The sequence below is a fragment of the Corynebacterium accolens genome (assembly GCF_023520795.1).
GTDB classification, from domain to species: Bacteria; Actinomycetota; Actinomycetes; order Mycobacteriales; family Mycobacteriaceae; genus Corynebacterium; species Corynebacterium accolens.
In genome coordinates, this window is record NZ_CP046605.1 from 900,100 (window position 1) to 919,892 (window position 19,793).

The following is a 19,793-nucleotide window of genomic DNA, read 5'->3' on the forward strand; positions in this document are numbered from 1 at the left end:
GGTCGGCGCTTAGGAGAAGTCCAAGCCGATATCCAGCACGCGCACCGAGTGGGTGAGGGCACCGACGGCGATAAAGTCCACGCCCGAGGTGCCGTACTCGCCGGCGTTTTCAAGCTGCAACCCGCCGGAGGCTTCTAGCGCCGTGGTTGGGCTGAGCGTGTTGCGGCGGTGGACGGCGGTGTGGACATCGGCAAGCGCGAAGTTATCCAGCAGGACCATATCCGGGTGCAGCGGGAGCACCTCCTCGAGCTGGTCTAAGGTATCGACCTCGACCTCGCAGGGGATATCCGGGGCGTGTTCGCGCACGCGGCGCAGGGCCGTTGCTACGCTGCCGCCCACGGCGAGCACGTGATTGTCCTTAATCATGGCGGCATCGCCCAAGCCCATGCGGTGGTTTGCCCCGCCGCCGGCGCGCACGGCGTATTTCTGCAGCGCGCGTAGGCCAGGCAGGGTCTTGCGGGTATCGCGCACCTGGGCTTGCTTAACGCTCTCCGGTGTTCCTGTGTCCGCCGCCGCTGCTGCGATGGCATCGACCCAACGCCGGGTCTGCGTCGCGATGGCGCTTGCGTGCGAGACCATATTGAGCATGGTGCGCTCAGCGGTGAGCACCAAGAGGGTAGGCGCCTGCACCGTGGCGATGACCTGGCCTGGGGCAACGCGGTCGCCGTCGGTGGAGTGGAGGGTGATAGAGGGGGCATCGCCAAGCGTGGGGCCTGTATCCACGCCCCACTGGCTCAAGCGCTGGGCGGTCGCATCAAGGACCTGCTCTATAAGGCCCAAGCCTGCGATGGTGCCGGCCTCGCGCGCGGTGAACTCCGCCGTGCAAAGGGCCTTACCCGGCACCGTAGCAAGCGAGGTGTAATCCGGCCCGTAAGCGAAATCCTCGTCCAAGGCCGTGGCAATGAGCCCGGAGCAATCCGGCAGGCGCAGGTTTCCCATTTACTCGCCCCCGCCGGGGTTGCCAATGGAAATCATGGCTTCGAGGGACTTGCGCGCCGCATTCGCGGTATCTTCTGGCACCGTAACCTCATCGGTCTCTTCCATCAGGCAGCGCTCCAGGGCCTCTGGGGTAATCATCTTCATGTACTTGCACTCGGCGTGATCGTTGACGGCCTGGAAATCGATGTTTGGGGCGGCCTGGCGCAGCTGGTGAAGCATGCCGGTCTCGGTGGCAACGAGCACCTTGTTTTGGGGCTGCTTCTGGGACTGGGTGATCATCTGCCCGGTAGAGAGCATGTGCACGCGTTCCTGTGGCACCAAGCCCTCGTTGGCCAGGTACAACGCGGAATTGGAGCAGCCGCACTCCGGGTGGATATACAGGTCCGCATCCGGGTTGTCTTGGGTCTGCTGGGTCAGCTGCTGGGCGCTGATGCCCGCGTGCACGTGGCATTCACCGGCCCAAATGCGGATATTTTCCCGGCCGGTCTCGCGCTTGACGTAGGCGCCCAAGAACTGGTCAGGGCAAAAGAGGATCTCTTTATCCGCCGGCAGCGAGTTGACCACGTCGACGGCATTGGAGGAGGTACAGCAGACATCGGTCAGCGCCTTGACCTCAGCGGTGGTATTGACGTAGCTGACCACCAGCGCATCGGGGTGCTCGGCCTTCCAGGCGCGCAGCTCATCGGCGGTGATGGAATCTGCCAGGGAACACCCAGCGCGCTCATCGGGGATGAGAACCTTCTTATTTGGCGAAAGGATCTTGGCGGATTCCGCCATGAAGTGCACGCCGCAAAAGACGATGATATCTGCATCGGTTTCCGCCGCCTTGCGCGAGAGCGCCAAGGAATCACCGGTGTGGTGGGCAACGTCTTGGATCTCCGGGATCTGGTAATTATGGGCCAGGATCACGGCATTGCGCTGCTCCGCTAATTCTTTGATCCGCTCGGCCCAGGCCTTACCTGTTTCGGTGTCCGAACCGGCATAAGTGGCAGAGGGCATGACGCCAACATTCGTTTGAGTCACAAGTGCTCCAAAAAGTGATAGTCACGGGAATAAGTGGGGTGTTATAACCGTACTAAACTGTCTGTGTTGAAGACCACTTGCGATGGCCCGTGGCTGGCGGGCGAGGCGGCTAGAGCTCCAGCGATCCTTGGGCGAGGCCGACCGCAGCGATGATGGCGGCCACCAGCACCACGATGACGATGGACCACTCAAATCGGTTAAAAAGCTTCTCGCGTCGCGATAGGCGGGTGAGCACATACGGGATAAGTCCCGGCACAACGGCGAGGGCGCCGAAGAGAATATAAACCGGGTCGGCGGCGTAAATCAGCCACAGCGAGTACACAAAGGCCACCAGCGCAATGCCAAAGTGGCGCCGGTTTTCGCGCCTGGGAATATCGGGCTCAGATAGATCGAACCGCGTCCCGGCGTGCGGGTGGGTCACGCCCTTGCCGCGTATCGCTAGCAGCAACAGATACAGCGAGGAGAAGATATAGGGCAGGAGGTACATGATGGTGGCGAGCTGTACCATCGCGGCATAGGACGCCTCGTTGACGTAGAAGACGACGATGAAGATCTGGATGGCGGAGGTGGAAATCAGCTGCGCTACCCACGGGGCGCCGGCCACATTGATGGTGCCGATGCGGCGGGGGATAAGGCCATCGATGGCCATCATGACGATGGGCTCAGCGCACAGCATTTGCCAGGAAACGTAAGCTCCGAGGACCGAAAGGCACAGGCCGATGGAAATCAGCGCGCCGCCCCAGGGGCCGACGACCTCTGTGAGTACCGAGGCCATGGAATTATCCGGCAGCGCGGCCAGCTCCTCTTTGGTCAGCACACCAAAGCTCAAGGTGGATACGGAGACCAAGAGCGCCAGCACGGAGAAGAAGCCAATGACGGTAGCGCGGCCGACATCGGTGCGCTTAGCGGCTTGCTTGGAATAGACGGAGGCGCCTTCTACACCGATAAAGACCCAGACGGTAAAGAGCATGATGCCCTGGACCTGCTCAAAGACGCTGGCATTGGAATTTCGGCCCCAGAAATCCAGGGTGAATTTATCCCAGCTAAAGCCGATGAACGCGACCAAGACGATGAAGGCCAGGATGGGGACGATCTTGGCAATCGTGGTTACCAGGTTCATGAATGCGGCCTGCTGCACCCCGCGGGCCAATACGGCGAAGATGCCCCACGATAGGAGGGAGACGGCGATGGCAGAGGGCCACCTATGGTCGGCATCGAAAAGCGGCAGGTAATGCCCAATCGTATTGAAAAACAGGGTGGCATAACCTACCTGCGCCATCACCGAGCCCAGCCAATAGCCCCAGCCCGAGGTAAAGCCGATGAAATCACCCAGGCCAGCGCGCACATAAGAATAGACGCCGGAATCAAGGTGGGGTTTTCGGTACGCCAAAATCTGGAAGACGAAGGCAACAGACAGCATGCCGATACCCGCCACCAACCAACCGATGAGCATGGCACCTGGGCCCGCCACGGAGGAAATATTTTGGGGTAGCGAAAATATGCCCGCGCCGACGGTGGATCCGATAATCAGCGCGACAAGCGTCCACAACGACACCGAGTGGGACTTATTTTGGCTGGAGGTCATTGGCCTAAAGTACCGCGCCTGCCCCGTTAAAGGGAACTTGAGAATTTACACGGGATAGACTTTGTAGCTATGACAGTCCTGTTGCTCGATGAACGCTGGCCCACCATGATCCCCATGCGCGCCTATGGCAGGTTATATGGACCCGTTCAGTTCACCGGGGAAGTGCCGGTATCAGTGCGGTGGAATTTTTCGGATCTCTTAAGCGGCGATGATGCCACCGGCACCTTGGTCACCACCGATGAACACGATCCAGAAACCCAAGCGCGCATTGCCACCGGCGAGCAGGTCATTAAGGCCGAGTCGCTTGACGATGCCGTGATGCAGGCGCGCAGCGCCATGGCGACGGCCCGGCGCATCGGCGAATGGGAGCGCGAGCAGACCCACGAATCCCTCCTGCCGTACCTAGAAGAAGAGGCAGGCGAATTTGCGGCGGCCGTGCGCCAGCGCGCGCCCGAGGAAGATTTACTCAAAGAGCTTGGGGATATCTTCCTGCAGGTGCTTTTTCACGCCGAGATTTCCTCCTTCTCGCTAGACGATGTCGCCGCTAGTTTCCTGCGCAAGATGCGCTCCCGCGCGCCGTATCTCTTTGATGGCACGGTGGACATAGTGGGCGTAGAAGAACAAAACCGCCTCTGGGCGGAGGGGAAATCGCGGGAGTAAAAGCCGGCTAAGAGTCTCAGGGACTTTTACGCGCGGCGGGCGCGTGTAGTTATCCGGCGGGGTGAATGTCACTTAGTAGGATGGCTACTCATGAACAGGCTGCTGCGAACAATCGGGGGCTGCGGGCTAGCCGTAGTAATCATCATTGCGCTGGTAATGGGGCTATTTGTATCCAATTCCACCGATGATTCCTCGGTCCCAGATGCCACCCCGCCCGTAGGTGGAAAAGAGGTGGCCAATATCGATGTCAACGCGCCGGGCCGCACGGCCGATAAGCTCACCCACTGGGCATCGGATTTGGCAGAAGCGACCGATATCCCGCCGCAGGCGCTGCGTGCCTATGGCAACGCGGAACTTATCGCTCGGCAGCAGCACCCGGGGTGCAATTTGCGGTGGAATACACTCGCGGGTTTGGGCTTTGTAGAAACCCGGCACGGCACCTATAACGGCAACTGGTTTAAGTCCTCCAAGCTGGATGACAACGGCTACCCGCAGCCGCCCATCGTCGGTATTACCCTGGATGGCTCGAATAACACCGCGCACACCCCAGATACCGATAACGGCGAGATCGATGGCGATACGGAATTTGACCGCGCGGTAGGTCCGTTGCAGTTCATCCCGACCTCGTGGGAGTCCGTCGGCGGCGATGCCAATGGCGATGGCAAGGCCGACCCGAACCAGATCGACGATGCCGCCCTGGGCGCGGCGAACCTCTTGTGCTTTGGTGATAGGGATCTCAGTAACCCGGATCAGTGGGAAGAGGCCATCTTAAATTACAACCAGTCCAGGGAATATCTGGACAAGGTAGCCCACGCGGCCAATGCCTACTCGGTACCGCAACCGGCTCGCTAGCCTCACGCGTCGCGGTTTTCTGGAACAATTGGGCCTGTAACTGAACTAAGTGGCTCAGCGACGAACATCATCTATAAGGAGTGAGTTACAGCATGGCTGGTATCATCCACGCATTTGGACGCGAGATCCTGGATTCCCGCGGTAACCCGACCGTAGAGGCCGAGGTCTTCTTGGAGGACGGCGCCCACGGCGTTGCCGGCGTTCCCTCCGGCGCATCCACCGGTGTGCACGAGGCACACGAGCTGCGCGACGGCGGCGACCGCTACCTGGGCAAGGGCGTGCAGAAGGCCGTAGAAAACATCAACGAGGAAATCGGCGATGAAATCGCTGGCCTCGAAGCTGATGACCAGCGCCTCATTGACCAGGCGCTCATCAAGCTGGACGGAACGGATAATAAGTCCCGCCTTGGTGCCAATGCCATCCTCGGTGTCTCCATCGCTACCGCTAAGGCCGCGGCCGAGTCCGCCGCGCTGCCGCTCTACCGCTACATCGGCGGCCCAAACGCTCACGTTCTTCCCGTTCCCATGATGAACATCCTGAACGGCGGTTCCCACGCTGACTCCGGCGTGGACGTGCAGGAGTTCATGATTGCCCCCATCGGCGCAGAGACCTTCACCGAGGCCCTCAGCATCGGTGCTGGCGTATACCACTCCCTGAAGGCCGTCCTGAAGGACAAGGGCCTGTCCACCGGTTTGGGCGATGAGGGCGGCTTTGCTCCTTCCGTCGATTCCACCCGCGCTGCGCTCGACGTCATCGTTGAGGCCATCAAGAAGGCCGGCTTCGAGCCGGGCAAGGACGTTGCCCTGGCCCTCGACGTCGCTTCCTCCGAGTTCTACGAGGACGGCAAGTACCACTTCGAAGGCGGCGAGCACACCGCCGAGGAGATGTCCAAGGTCTACGAGGAGCTCATCAACGAGTACCCCATCGTGTCCATCGAGGACCCACTGCAGGAAGACGACTGGGAAGGCTACACCACCCTGACCGCCGCTATTGGCGATAAGGTCCAGATCGTCGGCGATGACTTCTTCGTCACCAACCCGGCTCGCCTGCAGGAGGGCATCGACAAGAAGGCAGCCAACGCGCTGCTCGTAAAGGTCAACCAGATTGGTACCTTGACCGAGACCTTCGATGCCGTAGAGCTCGCGCACCGCAACGGCTACCGCACCATGATGTCCCACCGCTCCGGCGAGACCGAGGACACCACCATCGCTGACTTGGCTGTCGCCCTCAACTGCGGCCAGATCAAGACCGGTGCCCCGGCCCGTTCCGAGCGCGTGGCTAAGTACAACCAGCTGCTGCGCATTGAGCAGGAGCTTGGCGATGCCGCCGTCTACGCCGGCCGCGCCGCCTTCCCACGCTTCAACGCTTAAGACCTAGCGGTCTAGCTTAGAAGCTAGACGCCGCTAGGAAATTAGTCCCCGCTGTACCCCACAAAGGTGCGGCGGGGACTTCCTCGTTCTAAGCATCCCGAGCGCCTGAGAAAGTTGGTAAATTTCCGCGCGTGCCACGCCCGTGTTACTGGTGTGGCGGCGCTAGGATAGTAACCCTATGGCACGTGAGAAGAAGACGGAGCGCCGCCGGAGCCGCACTAGGGTTCCGGTGGCCTCGCGTGCTGCGGATATCCGCAAATCCCAGCGGGCGCAGGAAAAGAAGAACCGCAAGCCCGATCGCATGAGCATCGTCGGCATGACCGTCATCGTGGTCTTTGTCCTATTGATGCTCGTCATCATCGCGGTGCCGCTGCGCAATTACTACCACGGCCGCTCCGAAATTGCCCGGCTCAATGAATCGATTGCCGCGAAGCAGGATGAAAAAGATGCCCTGTTGGAAGAGATCGATAAATATAAATCCGAGGACTATATCAAGCAGGAAGCCCGGCGCCGCTTCGGCGTGGTAGAGCAGGGCGAGACCGCGTACCGCATCCTTGATCCGAATATCCAGCCCGATAACCAGGTCACGACCAATAGCAAGGAGCAGGAGGATTCGCGCCCGTGGTTTGAGGTGCTGTGGGATTCGGTGGCAGAACCGCCCGAGGAAGAGGCCCCAGCGGGCGAGTCGCATCACCTGCCGATCGAGCCAGCGCCTGAGGAAAGCGGCGATGTGCGATAATTGTTCGCATGACCGTCACTGATGCAGATTTAGCCATCGTTTCCGAGCAATTGGGCCGCACCCCACGCGGCGTGCTGGAGATATCCTTCCGCACGCCGGACGGCCAACCGGCCGTGATTAAAACCTCTCCCAAGCTGCCGGATGGCACCCCATTTCCCACGCTGTATTACCTCACCGATCCCCGCCTGACCGCGGAAGCGTCCCGGTTGGAGGTCGCCCACGTGATGAAGTGGATGGAGTCCCGCTTAGCAGAGGACAAAGAGCTCGCCGCGGACTATCACCACGCCCACGAGCACTTCTTGGCCAAGCGCAACGAGATTGAGGATTTGGGCACTGATTTCTCTGGCGGCGGCATGCCAGAGCGAGTGAAGTGCCTGCACGTGCTCATCGCCTATGCGCTTGCCGAAGGCCCCCAGCATTTCCGCCTCGGCACCGAGGCCGTGGCCATGGCGGCCGACCACGGTAAACTGCGCGGGACGGCGATTCCGCAGGACTGGCCCACGGTGGAAGAGCTGGGCATCGACCTGGCGGAGTTCGATTTTTCCAACGCGGAATAGGAGTAAGACATGACTCGCGTGGCAGCCATTGACTGCGGTACCAATTCCATTCGCCTGTTAATTTCTGAGATCGATGAAGACGGCAAGGTGCGCGATATTACCCGCACCATGGAAATCATTCGCCTGGGCCAAGGCGTGGATGCAACGGGTGAAATTGCCCCCGATGCCTTAGAGCGTGCCCGCGTGGCCTTGGAGGGCTATGTGCGCCAGATGAAGTTTGAAAAGGTTACCCGCGTGCGCATGGTGGCAACCAGTGCCACCCGCGATGCGAAGAACCAGCAGGAATTTTTCGATATGACCGCCGAGCTTTTGGGTCAGATCCAATCCGGCGCTAAGGCGGAGGTTATCTCCGGCGAAGAAGAAGCACTCCTGTCCTTCAACGGCGCGGTAGCCGATATGGAGCCGGACCGTGGCCCCTTCTGCGTCATTGACTTGGGCGGCGGGTCCACCGAATTCGTCGTGGGCACCGCCGATGAAGAGATTCTAGGTTCACATTCTGCGTATATGGGCTGTGTGCGCCTGACAGAACGCATCATGCGCACCGATCCCCCCACGGAGTCAGAAATCGAAATTGCCTCCGAATACGTGGCAGAGCGCATGGGCGAGGTGGAAAAGATCGTCCCCATGTCCAAGGCACGCACCATTGTGGGCTGTGCGGGCACGTTTACCACGCTATCCGCCCTAGCCCAGGGCCTAGAGCGCTATGATCCCGATGCAATCCACGGCTCGGAGCTGCGTTTTGATGCCCTGCGGGTGCTGCTCAAGCAACTCGTCAGCATTCCCTCTGAGGAACGCGCCCTCAATCCGGTCATTCACCCGGGCCGCGCCGATGTCATCGGCGGTGGGGCAGTAGCCGTTGAAGGAATCATGCAGCTTATCGAGCGCACCAGCGATGCACGTAGCTTCTTCATCAGTGAAAAAGACATCCTAGACGGCATCATTGCAGGTCTGGTTAGTGAATCTACCCCTCATTAACTCTTTTTAGGAATAGTGTCCTACACTATTCCTTGCACCCCGCCCCCATAGCCCAATCGGCAGAGGCAGTCGACTTAAAATCGATTCAGTGTGGGTTCGAGTCCCACTGGGGGCACCGTGTGAAGTCTCGAGACACCGCTCCTAAGGTGTCTCGAGACTTTTCGTATGGCTGAGCCTAGCGTTTGAACTGGCTGGGAGAGCCTAGCCTGTTCGCATGCCATTCGCACACCTCATCTGCGAGCCAAAGACGCGTGCAGCCTATATCCTGGCCGGTACACAGCTCCTTGTCTGAACCCGCGTCAATAATTTTAGGCTGTACGGTTTTTCCGGTTGTTGCCGTCGATGGCAATTCCGACTGCGATGAATGCAGGGATGAAAAATGCGCTAGCGCCCGCCAGCGTCATGATGATTGCTGTGGCAATGGAAATGAGTGTAAATCGCAAGATATTCCTTCACTTTCAGCCGAAGTATGACTGTCTAGGCACACGAGGATTAGCTCATGAAGAAGATGCCTCTTTTAAGTTTATATCGAAACTGCGGATAGTAAATCCGCGGTGCACCTGACAGGGAGTGATGGCTAGCGAAATATTGATAGCAGAGCGGCAGGAAATAGGGCCGCTAGAGCCCTGGAGGAGCTGTTCACCATAGTGGACCGCCTTGTAGTCAGAAAATCCTTGGCAATCAGCTGTGGTTCTACGCCGAGAACCTTTCCGGCGGCTCACCCGACACGAGAGCAAGTTCCTAGCAACAAAACTCGGGACAGGTCACAGGAGGGGCCGGTCCAGCAATAAATTTCTTGGAATCTTGAACAAATTATTCTAAATGAGGAACTTTGTGAGGCGTGATGACGTTGATCTACATGAGAAAGATGATTCGTACATCACTGAGAAAGGACAACCGTGCGTTCAAGCAATCCGGTTATGACCTCGCTGACTGAAACTAGCCAGCAGCAGAACCCCGGCTCCGGCTACGCGAGCGAAGCCCCTCGCCCCATGACCGTGGATGACGTCGTCACCAAGACGGGCATCACCCTCGGCATCATTATCGTGGCCGCTGCTATCAACTTCTACCTAGGCACCATGAACCCGGGCACCGCCATGATGCTTATGCTGGTCGGCGGTATCGGCGGATTCATCACCGTACTCGTGGCCTCCTTTGGCCGTAAGTGGGGTTCCCCGGCTGCGACCCTCATCTACGCAGTATTCGAAGGCTTTTTCGTTGGTGGCTTCTCCTTCGTCTTCGCCAACAGCACCATCGGTGGTTCTAATGGCATGGCACTGATTGGCCAGGCAATCGTCGGCACCATCGGCGTGTTCATCGGCATGCTGATCGTCTACAAGACTGGTGCAGTAAAGGTCACTCCAAAGTTCACTAAGATTTTGGTCGGCCTCATTGCAGGTGTCGCGGTGATGGCTCTCGCTAACTTCTTGGGTGCCATCTTCTTCGATTTCAACCCGCTGCGCGATGGTGGCCCCCTCGCCATCATCTTCTCCTTGGTCTGCATTGTCTTGGCCGCTCTGTCCTTCCTGACTGACTTTGACCAAGCAGACCGCCTTATCCGTGCCGGTGCTCCTGCCAAGCAGGCATGGGGCGTAGCCCTTGGCTTGGCCGTGACCTTGGTCTGGCTCTACACCGAAATCCTTCGCCTGTTGAGCTACATTCAGCGCAACTAAGCCTCTTCGCGCTTTCGGCCCGCACTTCGGTGCGGGCCATTTTTGTGTTTTCCTTTGGCTTACGGGCGTGTAATTATTGGGGTAATTCAGGGGGTATTAAGCCGTTCTTTAGCCTTTAGCCGGGCAGGGGCGGGCTTTCAGGCTAAAGACAGCTAATGAGCAGCTAATTTCACCATTTGAAAACACTTAAATGTGGCGAATGAGACTAATGAGATAGTTAAATATTGACTAATTTGCGCTCTCAACGAGAAATTCTTGCACGATTCATGCATGCTATGTGGCGGGAACGGGAAACCGGAAGGTAGAGAGTTCTCTCCTCTATTTTCTTCTCGTTCCAGCTCGTCTAAAAGGAGTAACCGAAGGATTGTTGTGAAACGTCAGGCAACCGTAGCAGCGCTGGTAGTCAGCTCGGTCGCGCTGAGTGGCTGCGCTGCGGAAGTCGGCTCGAAGAGCGCATCAGAAGATGCCGCGATGACGGCAGAAACTGATGGCACTAGTTCAGTCGATGGCGCGGGTGATGCCAACGGGAGCCAGGGGGATGATGTGGAAGACAATCCGGGGGATTCGGAACACCCCGAAGGCGAGCATTCGAGGGCCGGCGCCGGTCTTCGGGGGGAGACCGGCGCCACGGGAGATGAGGATTCCGGGGTACTGCCGCCACCGGGAGAATTTGATCCTGCTGATCTAGATTTCGAGCTATTCGATCCATGTACGGAGATTGCTCCGAAGAGGCTGGAAGAAATTGGCCTTGAGCCGAAGATCCTTGATTATCGGAAAGAATCTGGGCACTATTTTTGTAATATCGCATCGAACGGGAGGAATTTTTCGGAAAATATTTTAGTATCCGCAGCTAGCGATTCAACTTCATTCGAAGAGCTAGGGCTAAATGAAGACCTTCGACAAAAAGATGAAACCGCGGATAGCGAAGGTATCCACCTCTTTAACTCTGAACTCTTTAAAGAATCCCAGTGCAATGGATATCTTTCAACTAGCCGAGGGACGATAATAATCGGCATAAATGATGTCACGCCACATTCGAGTCCAATGAAAAGATGTCAATTGGCTGCTGACATAATTACTAATCTCAAAAAATAATCGTGTTTTGGGGGAAACATGCTTGTTAGTGTCAAAAATCTACAGCGGAATACCAGCATAATATCCGAGCTGTATCGACGAGCTAAGTCGCTAAAAGACCGAGTGAACAGCCCACTTAATTCGGGATTTTCGAATGTGTCGGGCATTGATCACGTAGGGGGTGTGCATGAAAGGGCACTCACCACCGACCCAGGTTCGGCTAAGGGGACGCTCCTAGACTACGCCTCGCAAGTTGAATGGTTGTCGCAGGCTCTTGCCCGAGAAGCGCGAGGCTTTGAAGCCCAAGAAAATGCAAATAGTAGGGCGATGGATATCGCTGATGCGGGTGGTGAGATTGGCGTTGAATCGATGCCGATTATGGACCAGCCGGAGCCGGGGTATAGCCCCTTCGCCTTTACTCCTCCGGTAGTTAACGTCGGCACATCGATTACCAAGTTGGCGACGGACTTGATGTCAACGCAGATTTGGAGTGTGTCTGAAGCTAATGCGCGTTGGGCGTCGTTAGGTTCTGAGGTTCGGGAGATCGTCAGCGGGCTTGAAGAAGCCGCAGGGTCCCTGGAAAGTGAGAATGACAGCGAAACGACGTCGCGCGCGGCGGCGAAGATTAGGGAAGTGGCAGCCTCGGGAAAGCACTTTGTGGCCAATGCCGCAGCAATGGGAGAAAAGCTTACTGGGTTCCACTCGCGGTTGATGATGATTCAGCCTTCGGCGATGGCCATGGCGATGGATATTATGAAAATCCCTGACCCAGCGAAGCGAAAAGTCGCAGAGAAGGCAGCGTTGGCAAAGCTGCAGCCGGACCTCCAGAGGTTTGCCATTGACGCAATGCCCAATCAACATCCGCTGATGGAACAGTCGCCGGCCTCTGGAGGCGGCGGCGTAGATGCTGGTTTGTCAGGTGTGGAGGGCGATGGCCAGAAATACAACACCGATAACGTCGTCTGGCCGCGTGCAATTCAGGAAGCTATTGCTCGGGGCGATGTGGGCCCAGGAAACTTTGACGTGGCTAATGGTACGGTCCACGATTTGGAGTCCGTCGGCATGACTCCAGAGGAAACTGCCGCGTTCCAGGAGCAATTGCATGCAGATGGCAGAAGGGCGCTTTCTGAGCTAGGTGTGGGCGACGGTATAGATATCAGCGGTCGCGATGTCGCAACCAGTGGGGCCTCACTTCCTGGGGCGACGGCATCGCATGGCCACTTAGGATCTATGCCAACGGCAGGTGCCGCTCCCGGTACCGCGGGTATCGGTGCTGGAGCTGGCAGCGGTAGCGGTGGACTCGGTTCTACCGGGATGGGAGCACCGCTTGGTGCTGGACGTGGAACAGGTTCTGGTACCGGAGCCGGATCCGGGGTAGGCACAGGAACCGGTATTGCCGCTGCAGCGGGCGGTCCTGGCCTCGGCGGGCGAACTGGACGCGGAAACGCTGGTGCGCTTCGCGGAGGCGGATTCAATTCGCTGGCCGGGCTTGGCAGCGGGGCCATCGGTACGGGCGGAAGGCCTGGTTCTGGAGCAGGTGGAAATATGGGCGCACTCGTAAATTCCGCCCCAGGTTTGGGAGGTGGCGGAACCGCTGCGCGCGGCGGAGCAGGCTTGCGCGGTGGTGCCGGTGAGGGTGTCGGCGCCCGCGGCGTGGGAGGCGCGCTTCCTCGGGCCGCAGGTGAAGCCGCTGGCAATAGCAGCGGCGGTAACGGTAGCCGCGGACACCTAGAACGGGGCGCTGCGCGTGAAGCTGTGGTCCGCGGGGGAGGCGCCGCCAATAGCACCGGTGTTAAATCCGGTGCCGGGAGACCGGCCGCTGGCATGCGCGCCTTTGCACCAATGATGGGAACTCGGGGTCAGGGAAATGACAAGAACCGGGTGAAGGCGGTAACCACGCAGGTTGAGCGCGAACCGAATAAGCGGGATCTGTTGGGCGAGCCGCCGGCGGTCGTGCCTGGGGTCATCGGCAATTGGGCGCGAGAATCCTAGGTAGTGAATTGGGGAAAGAAAAAGGGCTGAAGGAAAGTATCCTTCAGCCCAATTCTTTTATTTTTATTGCGGCAGTTGTGTCGCGGTAGCGTTTGGCAGCTGCTCAGGTTCCTCGACCCCGTTTTGCAGGCCCTCCGGATCCACGCCAGGCTCGGTGGTAGCAGCAGAGGAAGACGTCTCAGCATTCTTCTGTGCCGGTGCCTCGCCGGTAAAGGTCGATGCGTTGTCGATCTTGCCGGATTCAGAATCCTGCTCGTTCGGCGGGTGGCAGGCGGCCAAGGAAAGGCCGGCGGTAAATACTAATCCAGCGGTGGCGAAACGGGAGAATTTCTTCATGGGGATGTGCTCTTTCTCCAGAGTAGTGAAGGCGGTAGTGGGGTGGACGGAGGAAATTAGGACTCGCGCGGGGTGGCAGCCTTGGCGGAATCGTATGGGGCAGCCGACTCGATGGTCACCGAGATGGTCTTACCGTTTGGCGCGGAATACTCGCGGGTTTCGCCCTCCTGTGCACCGATGATGGCGGCGCCCAGCGGGGACTGCTCGGAGTAGGTTTCCAGGTCCTTGTTATCGGTCGCAGCGGCGCGGGTACCGATGAGGAAGGTTTCCTTATCGTCCTTGTTGCCGTTGTAGTACACGTGAACGACGCTGCCGGTGTAGGCAACGCCTTCCTGCATGGTGCCACGCTCGGTGGTGGAGTTAGCCAGCAGCTCAGAAATCTGCTTGATGCGGGCCTCTTCCTGGTCCTGCATCTCGCGGGCGGCATCGTAGCCGGCGTTTTCTTTCAGGTCGCCCTCTTCGCGGCGCTCATTGATTTCCGCCGCAACCTCAGGGCGGTGATCGATGAGTTCCTGCAGCTCGGTCTCGAGCTTTGCCTTGGTTTCTGGGGTGATGTACTGCTTTTGCTGCTCAGCCATTCTAAAACCTTCCGTGCTGTGGAATAGTGGTCAAAGTCCCGCGATGATGGCGGGACCGAAGTTAAGTATGCAACCAGGCAAATGCCCAGTTCTAGGCTGTACAAATCCTAGCACATGGGGCTAGCGACTTTCCGCGTAGTCGGGATTGTCCATATCCAGGTAATCCGGGATATTGCCGGAGCAGCCGTAGGCGCCACCGGCGACGGCGCGGGCATTGGTGGGGACATCGACAGCAATGCGGTGGGTTTCATTTCCGCCGGCAGGAACGGCGAATTCGCGGCGGCCCACCTCGGATTTGGAGTAATCGTAGGCCTGCACGATGCAATAGGCGTCTTCATCGGTGTGATTGCGGGTCACATCGACCCAGACGCGCGTGGTGTCATCACTGAGAACCTCCTGGGTGACCATAGAGATCTGCGCATTGACGGATTCTTTTTCCCGAAAATACTGGAAACCGTAGTAAAGAAGGGTGACGAGCATGGCGGCGAAAATCAACACCAGCGCCTTATTGGTCCAGCTACCAGAGTTCTTTTGTGATTTATCGCGCGAGCCGTAGCGCGCGGCGGAGCGAGAATTTCCGGCGGAAGTCATAGCCCTACTTTAACCGAGGAGTACCATTTTCCCATTATCTACTAAGATAGTGATCTGTTCTAAAAGCTAGTTTTAAAGGGGATGGATTTTCAGTGAGCGACTTTCGCCTCCTAGCAATCCACGCACACCCGGACGATGAATCCTCCAAGGGTGCTGCGACTACGGCCCGTTACGCTGCAGAAGGTGCGGATGTAATGGTGCTGACCTGCACCGGTGGTGAACGCGGTGACATTATTAACCCGGCTATGGACCGTCCTGGTGTTAAGGAAAACATGGCTGAGGTACGCCGCGAGGAAATGGCTAAGGCAGCCCGCGCGCTTGGGGTCCAACACCAGTGGTTAGGCCACGTAGATTCCGGCCTGCCAGATCCCGAGGAAGGCAAGAGCATGGAAGACCTCTTGCCGGAAGGCTGCTTTGCCCTGATGGGCGATGATGCAGCGGCTCAGGAAATGGTGCGCGTTATTCGCTCGTTCCGCCCGCAGGTCATCATTACCTATGACGAAAATGGCGGCTATCCGCACCCGGATCACCTTATGGTTCACCGAGCATCCATGATTGCGTGGGACAAATCAGGCGACCCTGACTACCACCCAGAATTGGGAGAGCCCTGGGAGCCGCTGAAGCTGTATTACTCGCATGGCTTTGTGTACCAACGCATGAAGATGTTCCACGATCTCCTCCTTGAGGAGGGAAAGCCCAGCCCGTATGGCCCCATGCTGGCGCGTTGGGATACTGCTTTTGGCGATATTATGGCTCGCGTTACCACGCAGGTGGAGTGCGCCGATTACTTCCAAAACCGCGACGATGCGCTGCGGGCGCACGCGACGCAGATCGATCCGGCCGGTGCATTCTTGGCCACCTCCGTGGAGGTCCAGCAGCGTCTGTGGCCGACGGAGGAGTTTGAGCTAGCTAAGACTCGAGTATCGACCTCGCTGCCGGAAAATGATTTATTTGCGGGCATTGAAAAGAACGAGGAGACTTAAAATATGAGCGTCTATGACTCCCTTTTCCTTGCTGCGCACGATGTCACTGTTCTTGCGCAAGGCACAGAAGGTGCTGAGGGCGGACCAATGGGCCCTGAGTTTGGTAAGGCTTCGCCCATCGGGCTGCTTATCTTGGCCATCTTGGGCGTTGCCGTGCTGGTAGCGGGCTGGAACTTCCACCGCCGCTTTTCGCGCTTTCGCCGGCGTACCATGTTCGCTGAGGACCACGGAATCGATCCATTTGATGAGGAAGCTGTGGATGCTGCGCTCAAGGAAGCTGGCCTTTACGATAACCGCAAGAAGTCGATTTTCTAGCCGGCTGGAGTAAACAACGTGACATTTCTCAAGCGGCTGATGTACCCCTTGTATGAAGCGCGCCTCGTGCGGCTTATCAAGGGCAGGCCACAGCCGAAGCACGTGGCGATCATGGCTGACGGCAACCGCCGCTGGGCGCGGGAAGCCGGGTTTACTGATATTAGCCATGGCCACCGCCAGGGTGCGAAGAAAATCGGAGAGATGATCGCGTGGTGTCGCGATACCGATATTGAGGTAGTCACCATTTACCTCTTATCCACGGAGAACTTGAAGCGCAGCCAGCAGGAAGTGCAGCTGCTTTTTGACATCATCTCTGATGTGGTCACGCATCTGTCCCGGGGAGATTTGGATTGCCAGGTGCGCCTTGTAGGCAACTTGGATTTATTGCCCGCGCCGGTAACCCAGCGCATGGTCGATGCCGCAGAGGAAACCAAGGATAACCAGGGCGTCATCGTCAATGTGGCTGTGGGCTACGGTGGGCGCCAAGAAATCGTTGATGCCGTCCAAAAATTGGTGCGCAGCGAGGCCGAAAAGGGCACCAGCGCGGCCGAGATGGCGGAGCGAGTCACCGCAGACTCGATCACAGAACACCTGTATACCAAGGGCCTGCCGGATCCGGATTTGGTGATCCGCACCTCCGGTGAGCAGCGCCTTTCCGGGTTCCTGCTGTGGCAAGCGGCCTATTCAGAAATCTGGTTCACCGATACCTATTGGCCGGCGTTCCGGAAGGTAGACTTCCTGCGCGCGCTGCGTGATTATTCCCAGCGTTCGCGCCGCTTTGGCAAGTAGCGGCTAGATTTTTCGCATCCGTACCTTTTCAACGAGGTGATGCGAGCCCTTTTTCAATACCAACGAGGCGCGCACGCGGGTGGGCAGGATGTTTTCTACCAGGTTCGGCAGGTTAATGGATTGCCAAATTTCGCGGGCTTGGGCGCGCGCCTGGTCATCATCCATATCGGCATAGGCGGCGAAGTGCGCATTCGGCCGGCGGAATTCGGTATTGCGCAGCGTGAGGAAGCGATCGATGTACCACTGCTCAATATCGTCCGTGCGGGCATCGACGTAGACGGAGAAATCAAAGAGATCCGCAATGGTGAGGGTGGGGCTGGTCTGAAGGACGTTGAGGCCCTCCAAAATCAGAATATCGGGCTGGTTGACCTCTTGGTAGCGATCTTTGACGATGTCATAGGTGATATGCGAATACAGTGGCGCCTTGACCACGGGCTTTCCGGACTTGACGTCGGTGACAAAGCGCATGAGCGCGCGGCGGTCATAGGATTCGGGAAAACCCTTGCGCTTCATTAGCCCGCGCTCTTTAAGCGTTTGGGTGGGAAAGAGGAATCCGTCCGTGGTAACCAGATCCACCTTCGGATGCGAGTCCCAGCGCTGCAAGAGCACCTGGAGGAGGCGGGCGGTGGTGGATTTACCCACGGCCACGGAACCGCCCACGCCAATGACGAAGGGCACGTGCGTGGGCGGGTTGCCCAAAAAGGCCTCGGTGGCGGCGGTGAGCTGCTGCCGGGCGGTGACCTGCATGTGGATAAGGCGGGAGAGGGGGAGATAGACGTCTGCGACCTCGTCCAAATCAATGCGGTCACCGATGCCGCGAAGTTCTTCAAGCTCGTTTTCTGTCAGCACCTGCGGCATCGATTTGCGTAGTTCACGCCAGGTTTCACGGTCAAAGTCGAGGTAGGGGCTCGAATCCAGGTTGCGCGCCATGGCTTAATTGTCGCACGCCGTAACAAGGGAATGAAAAATTTGCCCCCTGTAAGGTAGCCGAAAGGTTATGATATGTAATGGCTCATACTGCTTCCTACCGAGAAGAGGACTAGTCTTATATGGCTTCTTTCAATACTGACCTGCGCGATCTTGACCCAGATGTTTTCGGCGCTATCCAGGGAGAAATCTCCCGCCAGCGTGAAACCCTGGAAATGATCGCCTCTGAGAACTTCGTGCCGCGCGCCGTCCTGCAGGCACAGGGTTCTGTCTTGACCAATAAATACGCCGAGGGCTACCCGGGGCGTCGTTACTACGGCGGCTGTGAGCACGTCGACGTCGTTGAGGATCTTGCCCGCGACCGCGCGAAGGCGCTCTTCAACGCGGAATTTGCCAACGTGCAGCCACACTCCGGCGCGCAGGCTAATGCCGCAGTCCTGGCCAGCATCGCGGAACCGGGCGATAAGATCCTCGGCCTGTCCTTGGCCCACGGTGGGCACCTGACCCACGGCATGAAGCTGAACTTCTCCGGCAAGCTTTACGATGTCGCAGCGTATGGCGTGGATCCAGAGACCATGCGCGTGGACATGGATAAGCTGCGCGAGCAGGCAATTGAGGAGAAGCCAAAGGTTATCATCGGCGGTTGGTCCGCTTACCCGCGCACCCTGGATTTCGCGGCCTTCCGCGAAATTGCCGATGAGGTGGGCGCTTACCTGTGGGTTGATATGGCCCACTTCGCGGGTCTGGTTGCCGCGGGCCTGCACCCGAACCCTGTCGAGCACGCCGATATCGTCTCCACCACCGTGCACAAGACCTTGGGCGGTCCGCGCTCCGGCATGATCTTGGCCAAGCAGGAGTACGCAAAGAAGCTGAACTCCAATGTCTTCCCCGGCCAGCAGGGTGGACCGCTGATGCACGCGGTGGCGGCAAAGGCCATTTCCATGAAGATTGCGGCCAGCGAGGAATTCAAGGAGCGCCAGGAGCGCACCCTCGAGGGTGCCCGCATTCTGGCCGATCGCCTTTTGGCGGAAGATACGCGGGCAGCTGGCGTCGACGTCGTCTCCGGCGGCACCGATGTCCACCTCGTCCTGGCGGATCTGCGCAATTCGCAGCTCGATGGTCAGCAGGCAGAAGATCTCCTGCACCAGGTAGGAATCACCGTCAACCGCAATGCGGTCCCGAACGATCCTCGCCCGCCGATGGTCACCTCGGGCCTGCGCATCGGCACCTCCGCCCTGGCCACCCGTGGCCTCGATGCGGAAGCCTTCACCGAGGTTGCCGATGTCATCGGTACCGCCTTGGCACAGGGCAATAATGCCGATGTCGAGGCACTTCGCCGGCGCGTCGATAAGATCGCGGAGGACTACCCGCTGTATGAGGGCCTCGAGGACTGGAAGCTGGTTTAGTCCTTATCTTCTGAGGACTCCTCTGCGGCGTCCTTGTGGACGTCGTGGCCGCGAGCCTGCGCCAGCGTGGCGCGGGCTTGCTGCAGCCACTCCGGCTGCTTTTCCAAAAGCTCGCTGATTTCCGCGGTGGTCAGCGGCTTATCCATGTCATTCTTCTTTAGCGCGGTAACGGAAATGCCCAGTTTGTGGGCAACTTCCTGCCGGGGGTGGGGGCCTTTGCGGCGCAGCGTTTGCAGCCACTGCGGGGGATTGTGCTGCAGCTCGCGCAGTTCCTCGTGGCTGACCGCGCTATTTTGAAATTCTTCAGGCGCGGCGGGCAGATAGATATTCAGCTTTTTAGCGGCGGTCTGCGCGCGCATCGCGGTACCGGACGGTTGCTGTTGGTTATGTTGTTCACTCACGGTTTAACCGTAGCACTTTCAGTAGACT

The 19,793-nt window shown here is 58.4% G+C and carries 22 protein-coding genes and 1 tRNA gene; 14 read left to right on the forward strand and 9 right to left on the reverse strand.

All coding sequences use genetic code 11. The features are described 5' to 3' along the window. Positions 1-9: 9 nt before the first annotated feature. The 3 genes from nadC to CACC_RS04355 all read right to left on the reverse strand — a co-directional run bounded on the left by nadC (position 10) and on the right by CACC_RS04355 (position 3,547). Positions 10-939 (reverse strand): carboxylating nicotinate-nucleotide diphosphorylase, encoded by a 930-nt coding sequence (gene nadC, locus CACC_RS04345; protein WP_005280009.1) that lies wholly within the window; start codon positions 937-939, stop codon positions 10-12. Further along, complete coding sequence (nadA, locus tag CACC_RS04350) at positions 940-1,938, reverse strand: quinolinate synthase NadA (protein WP_050755836.1); 999 nt, start codon at positions 1,936-1,938, stop codon at positions 940-942. Positions 1,939-2,071: 133 nt separating this feature from the next. Continuing rightward, entirely contained in the window at positions 2,072-3,547 is a 1,476-nt protein-coding gene (locus tag CACC_RS04355; protein WP_005280011.1) for an amino acid permease, read from the reverse strand. A gap of 69 nt (positions 3,548-3,616) precedes the next feature. Here CACC_RS04355 and CACC_RS04360 point away from each other — a divergent pair, with 69 nt between their 5' ends. From CACC_RS04360 to CACC_RS04390, 7 genes are all read left to right on the forward strand, one after another. Next, complete coding sequence (locus CACC_RS04360) at positions 3,617-4,207, forward strand: MazG nucleotide pyrophosphohydrolase domain-containing protein (protein WP_005280012.1); 591 nt, start codon at positions 3,617-3,619, stop codon at positions 4,205-4,207. A 90-nt stretch (positions 4,208-4,297) separates the two neighbouring features. Next, the gene (locus CACC_RS04365) at positions 4,298-5,059 is read left to right on the forward strand and encodes a lytic transglycosylase domain-containing protein (protein ID WP_005280013.1); all 762 of its coding nucleotides are present in this window, start codon (positions 4,298-4,300) and stop codon (positions 5,057-5,059) included. Between the two features lie 92 nt (positions 5,060-5,151). Continuing rightward, complete coding sequence (gene eno, locus CACC_RS04370; RefSeq protein WP_005280015.1) at positions 5,152-6,429, forward strand: phosphopyruvate hydratase; 1,278 nt, start codon at positions 5,152-5,154, stop codon at positions 6,427-6,429. 178 nt (positions 6,430-6,607) lie between these two features. Further along, positions 6,608-7,168, forward strand: a complete 561-nt coding sequence (locus tag CACC_RS04375; protein WP_005280016.1) for an FtsB family cell division protein — start codon at positions 6,608-6,610, stop codon at positions 7,166-7,168. Positions 7,169-7,176: 8 nt separating this feature from the next. Further along, positions 7,177-7,725, forward strand: a complete 549-nt coding sequence (locus tag CACC_RS04380; RefSeq protein ID WP_005280017.1) for a DUF501 domain-containing protein — start codon at positions 7,177-7,179, stop codon at positions 7,723-7,725. A gap of 9 nt (positions 7,726-7,734) precedes the next feature. Continuing rightward, on the forward strand, positions 7,735-8,700 hold the full coding sequence (locus CACC_RS04385) for a Ppx/GppA phosphatase family protein (RefSeq protein WP_005280018.1): 966 nt from the start codon (positions 7,735-7,737) through the stop codon (positions 8,698-8,700). 41 nt (positions 8,701-8,741) lie between these two features. After that, positions 8,742-8,815: transfer RNA gene (locus CACC_RS04390), tRNA-Leu, on the forward strand. A 193-nt stretch (positions 8,816-9,008) separates the two neighbouring features. Here the strand turns inward: CACC_RS04390 and CACC_RS11625 are convergent. Then, positions 9,009-9,143: a hypothetical protein gene (locus CACC_RS11625; RefSeq protein ID WP_005280019.1), complete on the reverse strand. Its 135-nt coding sequence runs from the start codon at positions 9,141-9,143 to the stop codon at positions 9,009-9,011. Positions 9,144-9,599: 456 nt separating this feature from the next. Here CACC_RS11625 and CACC_RS04395 point away from each other — a divergent pair, with 456 nt between their 5' ends. The 3 genes from CACC_RS04395 to CACC_RS04405 all read left to right on the forward strand — a co-directional run bounded on the left by CACC_RS04395 (position 9,600) and on the right by CACC_RS04405 (position 13,439). Beyond that, positions 9,600-10,373: a Bax inhibitor-1/YccA family protein gene (locus CACC_RS04395; RefSeq protein WP_035108611.1), complete on the forward strand. Its 774-nt coding sequence runs from the start codon at positions 9,600-9,602 to the stop codon at positions 10,371-10,373. A 369-nt stretch (positions 10,374-10,742) separates the two neighbouring features. Further along, positions 10,743-11,468, forward strand: a complete 726-nt coding sequence (locus tag CACC_RS04400) for a hypothetical protein (protein WP_023028592.1) — start codon at positions 10,743-10,745, stop codon at positions 11,466-11,468. Positions 11,469-11,774: 306 nt separating this feature from the next. Further along, entirely contained in the window at positions 11,775-13,439 is a 1,665-nt protein-coding gene (locus CACC_RS04405; protein WP_005280022.1) for a hypothetical protein, read from the forward strand. 63 nt (positions 13,440-13,502) lie between these two features. On the opposite strand, the gene CACC_RS04410 is transcribed toward CACC_RS04405, so the two are convergent. The 3 genes from CACC_RS04410 to CACC_RS04420 all read right to left on the reverse strand — a co-directional run bounded on the left by CACC_RS04410 (position 13,503) and on the right by CACC_RS04420 (position 14,944). Next, positions 13,503-13,775, reverse strand: a complete 273-nt coding sequence (locus CACC_RS04410) for a hypothetical protein (protein ID WP_005280024.1) — start codon at positions 13,773-13,775, stop codon at positions 13,503-13,505. Between the two features lie 56 nt (positions 13,776-13,831). Then, complete coding sequence (greA, locus tag CACC_RS04415; RefSeq protein WP_005280026.1) at positions 13,832-14,353, reverse strand: transcription elongation factor GreA; 522 nt, start codon at positions 14,351-14,353, stop codon at positions 13,832-13,834. A 120-nt stretch (positions 14,354-14,473) separates the two neighbouring features. After that, positions 14,474-14,944, reverse strand: a complete 471-nt coding sequence (locus CACC_RS04420) for a DUF4307 domain-containing protein (protein ID WP_005280027.1) — start codon at positions 14,942-14,944, stop codon at positions 14,474-14,476. Between the two features lie 92 nt (positions 14,945-15,036). On the opposite strand from CACC_RS04420, the gene mca reads away from it, so the two are divergent. Genes mca through CACC_RS04435 form a run of 3 tightly spaced genes read left to right on the forward strand, consistent with a single transcriptional unit; the run spans position 15,037 to position 17,031 of the window. Continuing rightward, positions 15,037-15,927: a mycothiol conjugate amidase Mca gene (mca, locus tag CACC_RS04425; RefSeq protein WP_023017686.1), complete on the forward strand. Its 891-nt coding sequence runs from the start codon at positions 15,037-15,039 to the stop codon at positions 15,925-15,927. A 3-nt stretch (positions 15,928-15,930) separates the two neighbouring features. Then, the gene (locus CACC_RS04430) at positions 15,931-16,242 is read left to right on the forward strand and encodes a hypothetical protein (RefSeq protein ID WP_005280029.1); all 312 of its coding nucleotides are present in this window, start codon (positions 15,931-15,933) and stop codon (positions 16,240-16,242) included. Positions 16,243-16,260: 18 nt separating this feature from the next. Further along, a complete protein-coding gene (locus CACC_RS04435; RefSeq protein WP_005282106.1) occupies positions 16,261-17,031 on the forward strand; it encodes an isoprenyl transferase in 771 nt (256 codons plus the stop codon). Between the two features lie 3 nt (positions 17,032-17,034). Here the strand turns inward: CACC_RS04435 and coaA are convergent, their stop codons facing one another. Next, entirely contained in the window at positions 17,035-17,961 is a 927-nt protein-coding gene (coaA, locus tag CACC_RS04440) for a type I pantothenate kinase (RefSeq protein WP_005280031.1), read from the reverse strand. A gap of 119 nt (positions 17,962-18,080) precedes the next feature. On the opposite strand from coaA, the gene glyA reads away from it, so the two are divergent. Next, positions 18,081-19,364, forward strand: a complete 1,284-nt coding sequence (gene glyA, locus CACC_RS04445; protein ID WP_005280032.1) for a serine hydroxymethyltransferase — start codon at positions 18,081-18,083, stop codon at positions 19,362-19,364. Here the strand turns inward: glyA and CACC_RS04450 are convergent. Next, the gene (locus CACC_RS04450) at positions 19,361-19,765 is read right to left on the reverse strand and encodes a DUF5997 family protein (RefSeq protein WP_005280033.1); all 405 of its coding nucleotides are present in this window, start codon (positions 19,763-19,765) and stop codon (positions 19,361-19,363) included. The genes glyA and CACC_RS04450 overlap by 4 nt on opposite strands. Positions 19,766-19,793: the final 28 nt, after the last annotated feature.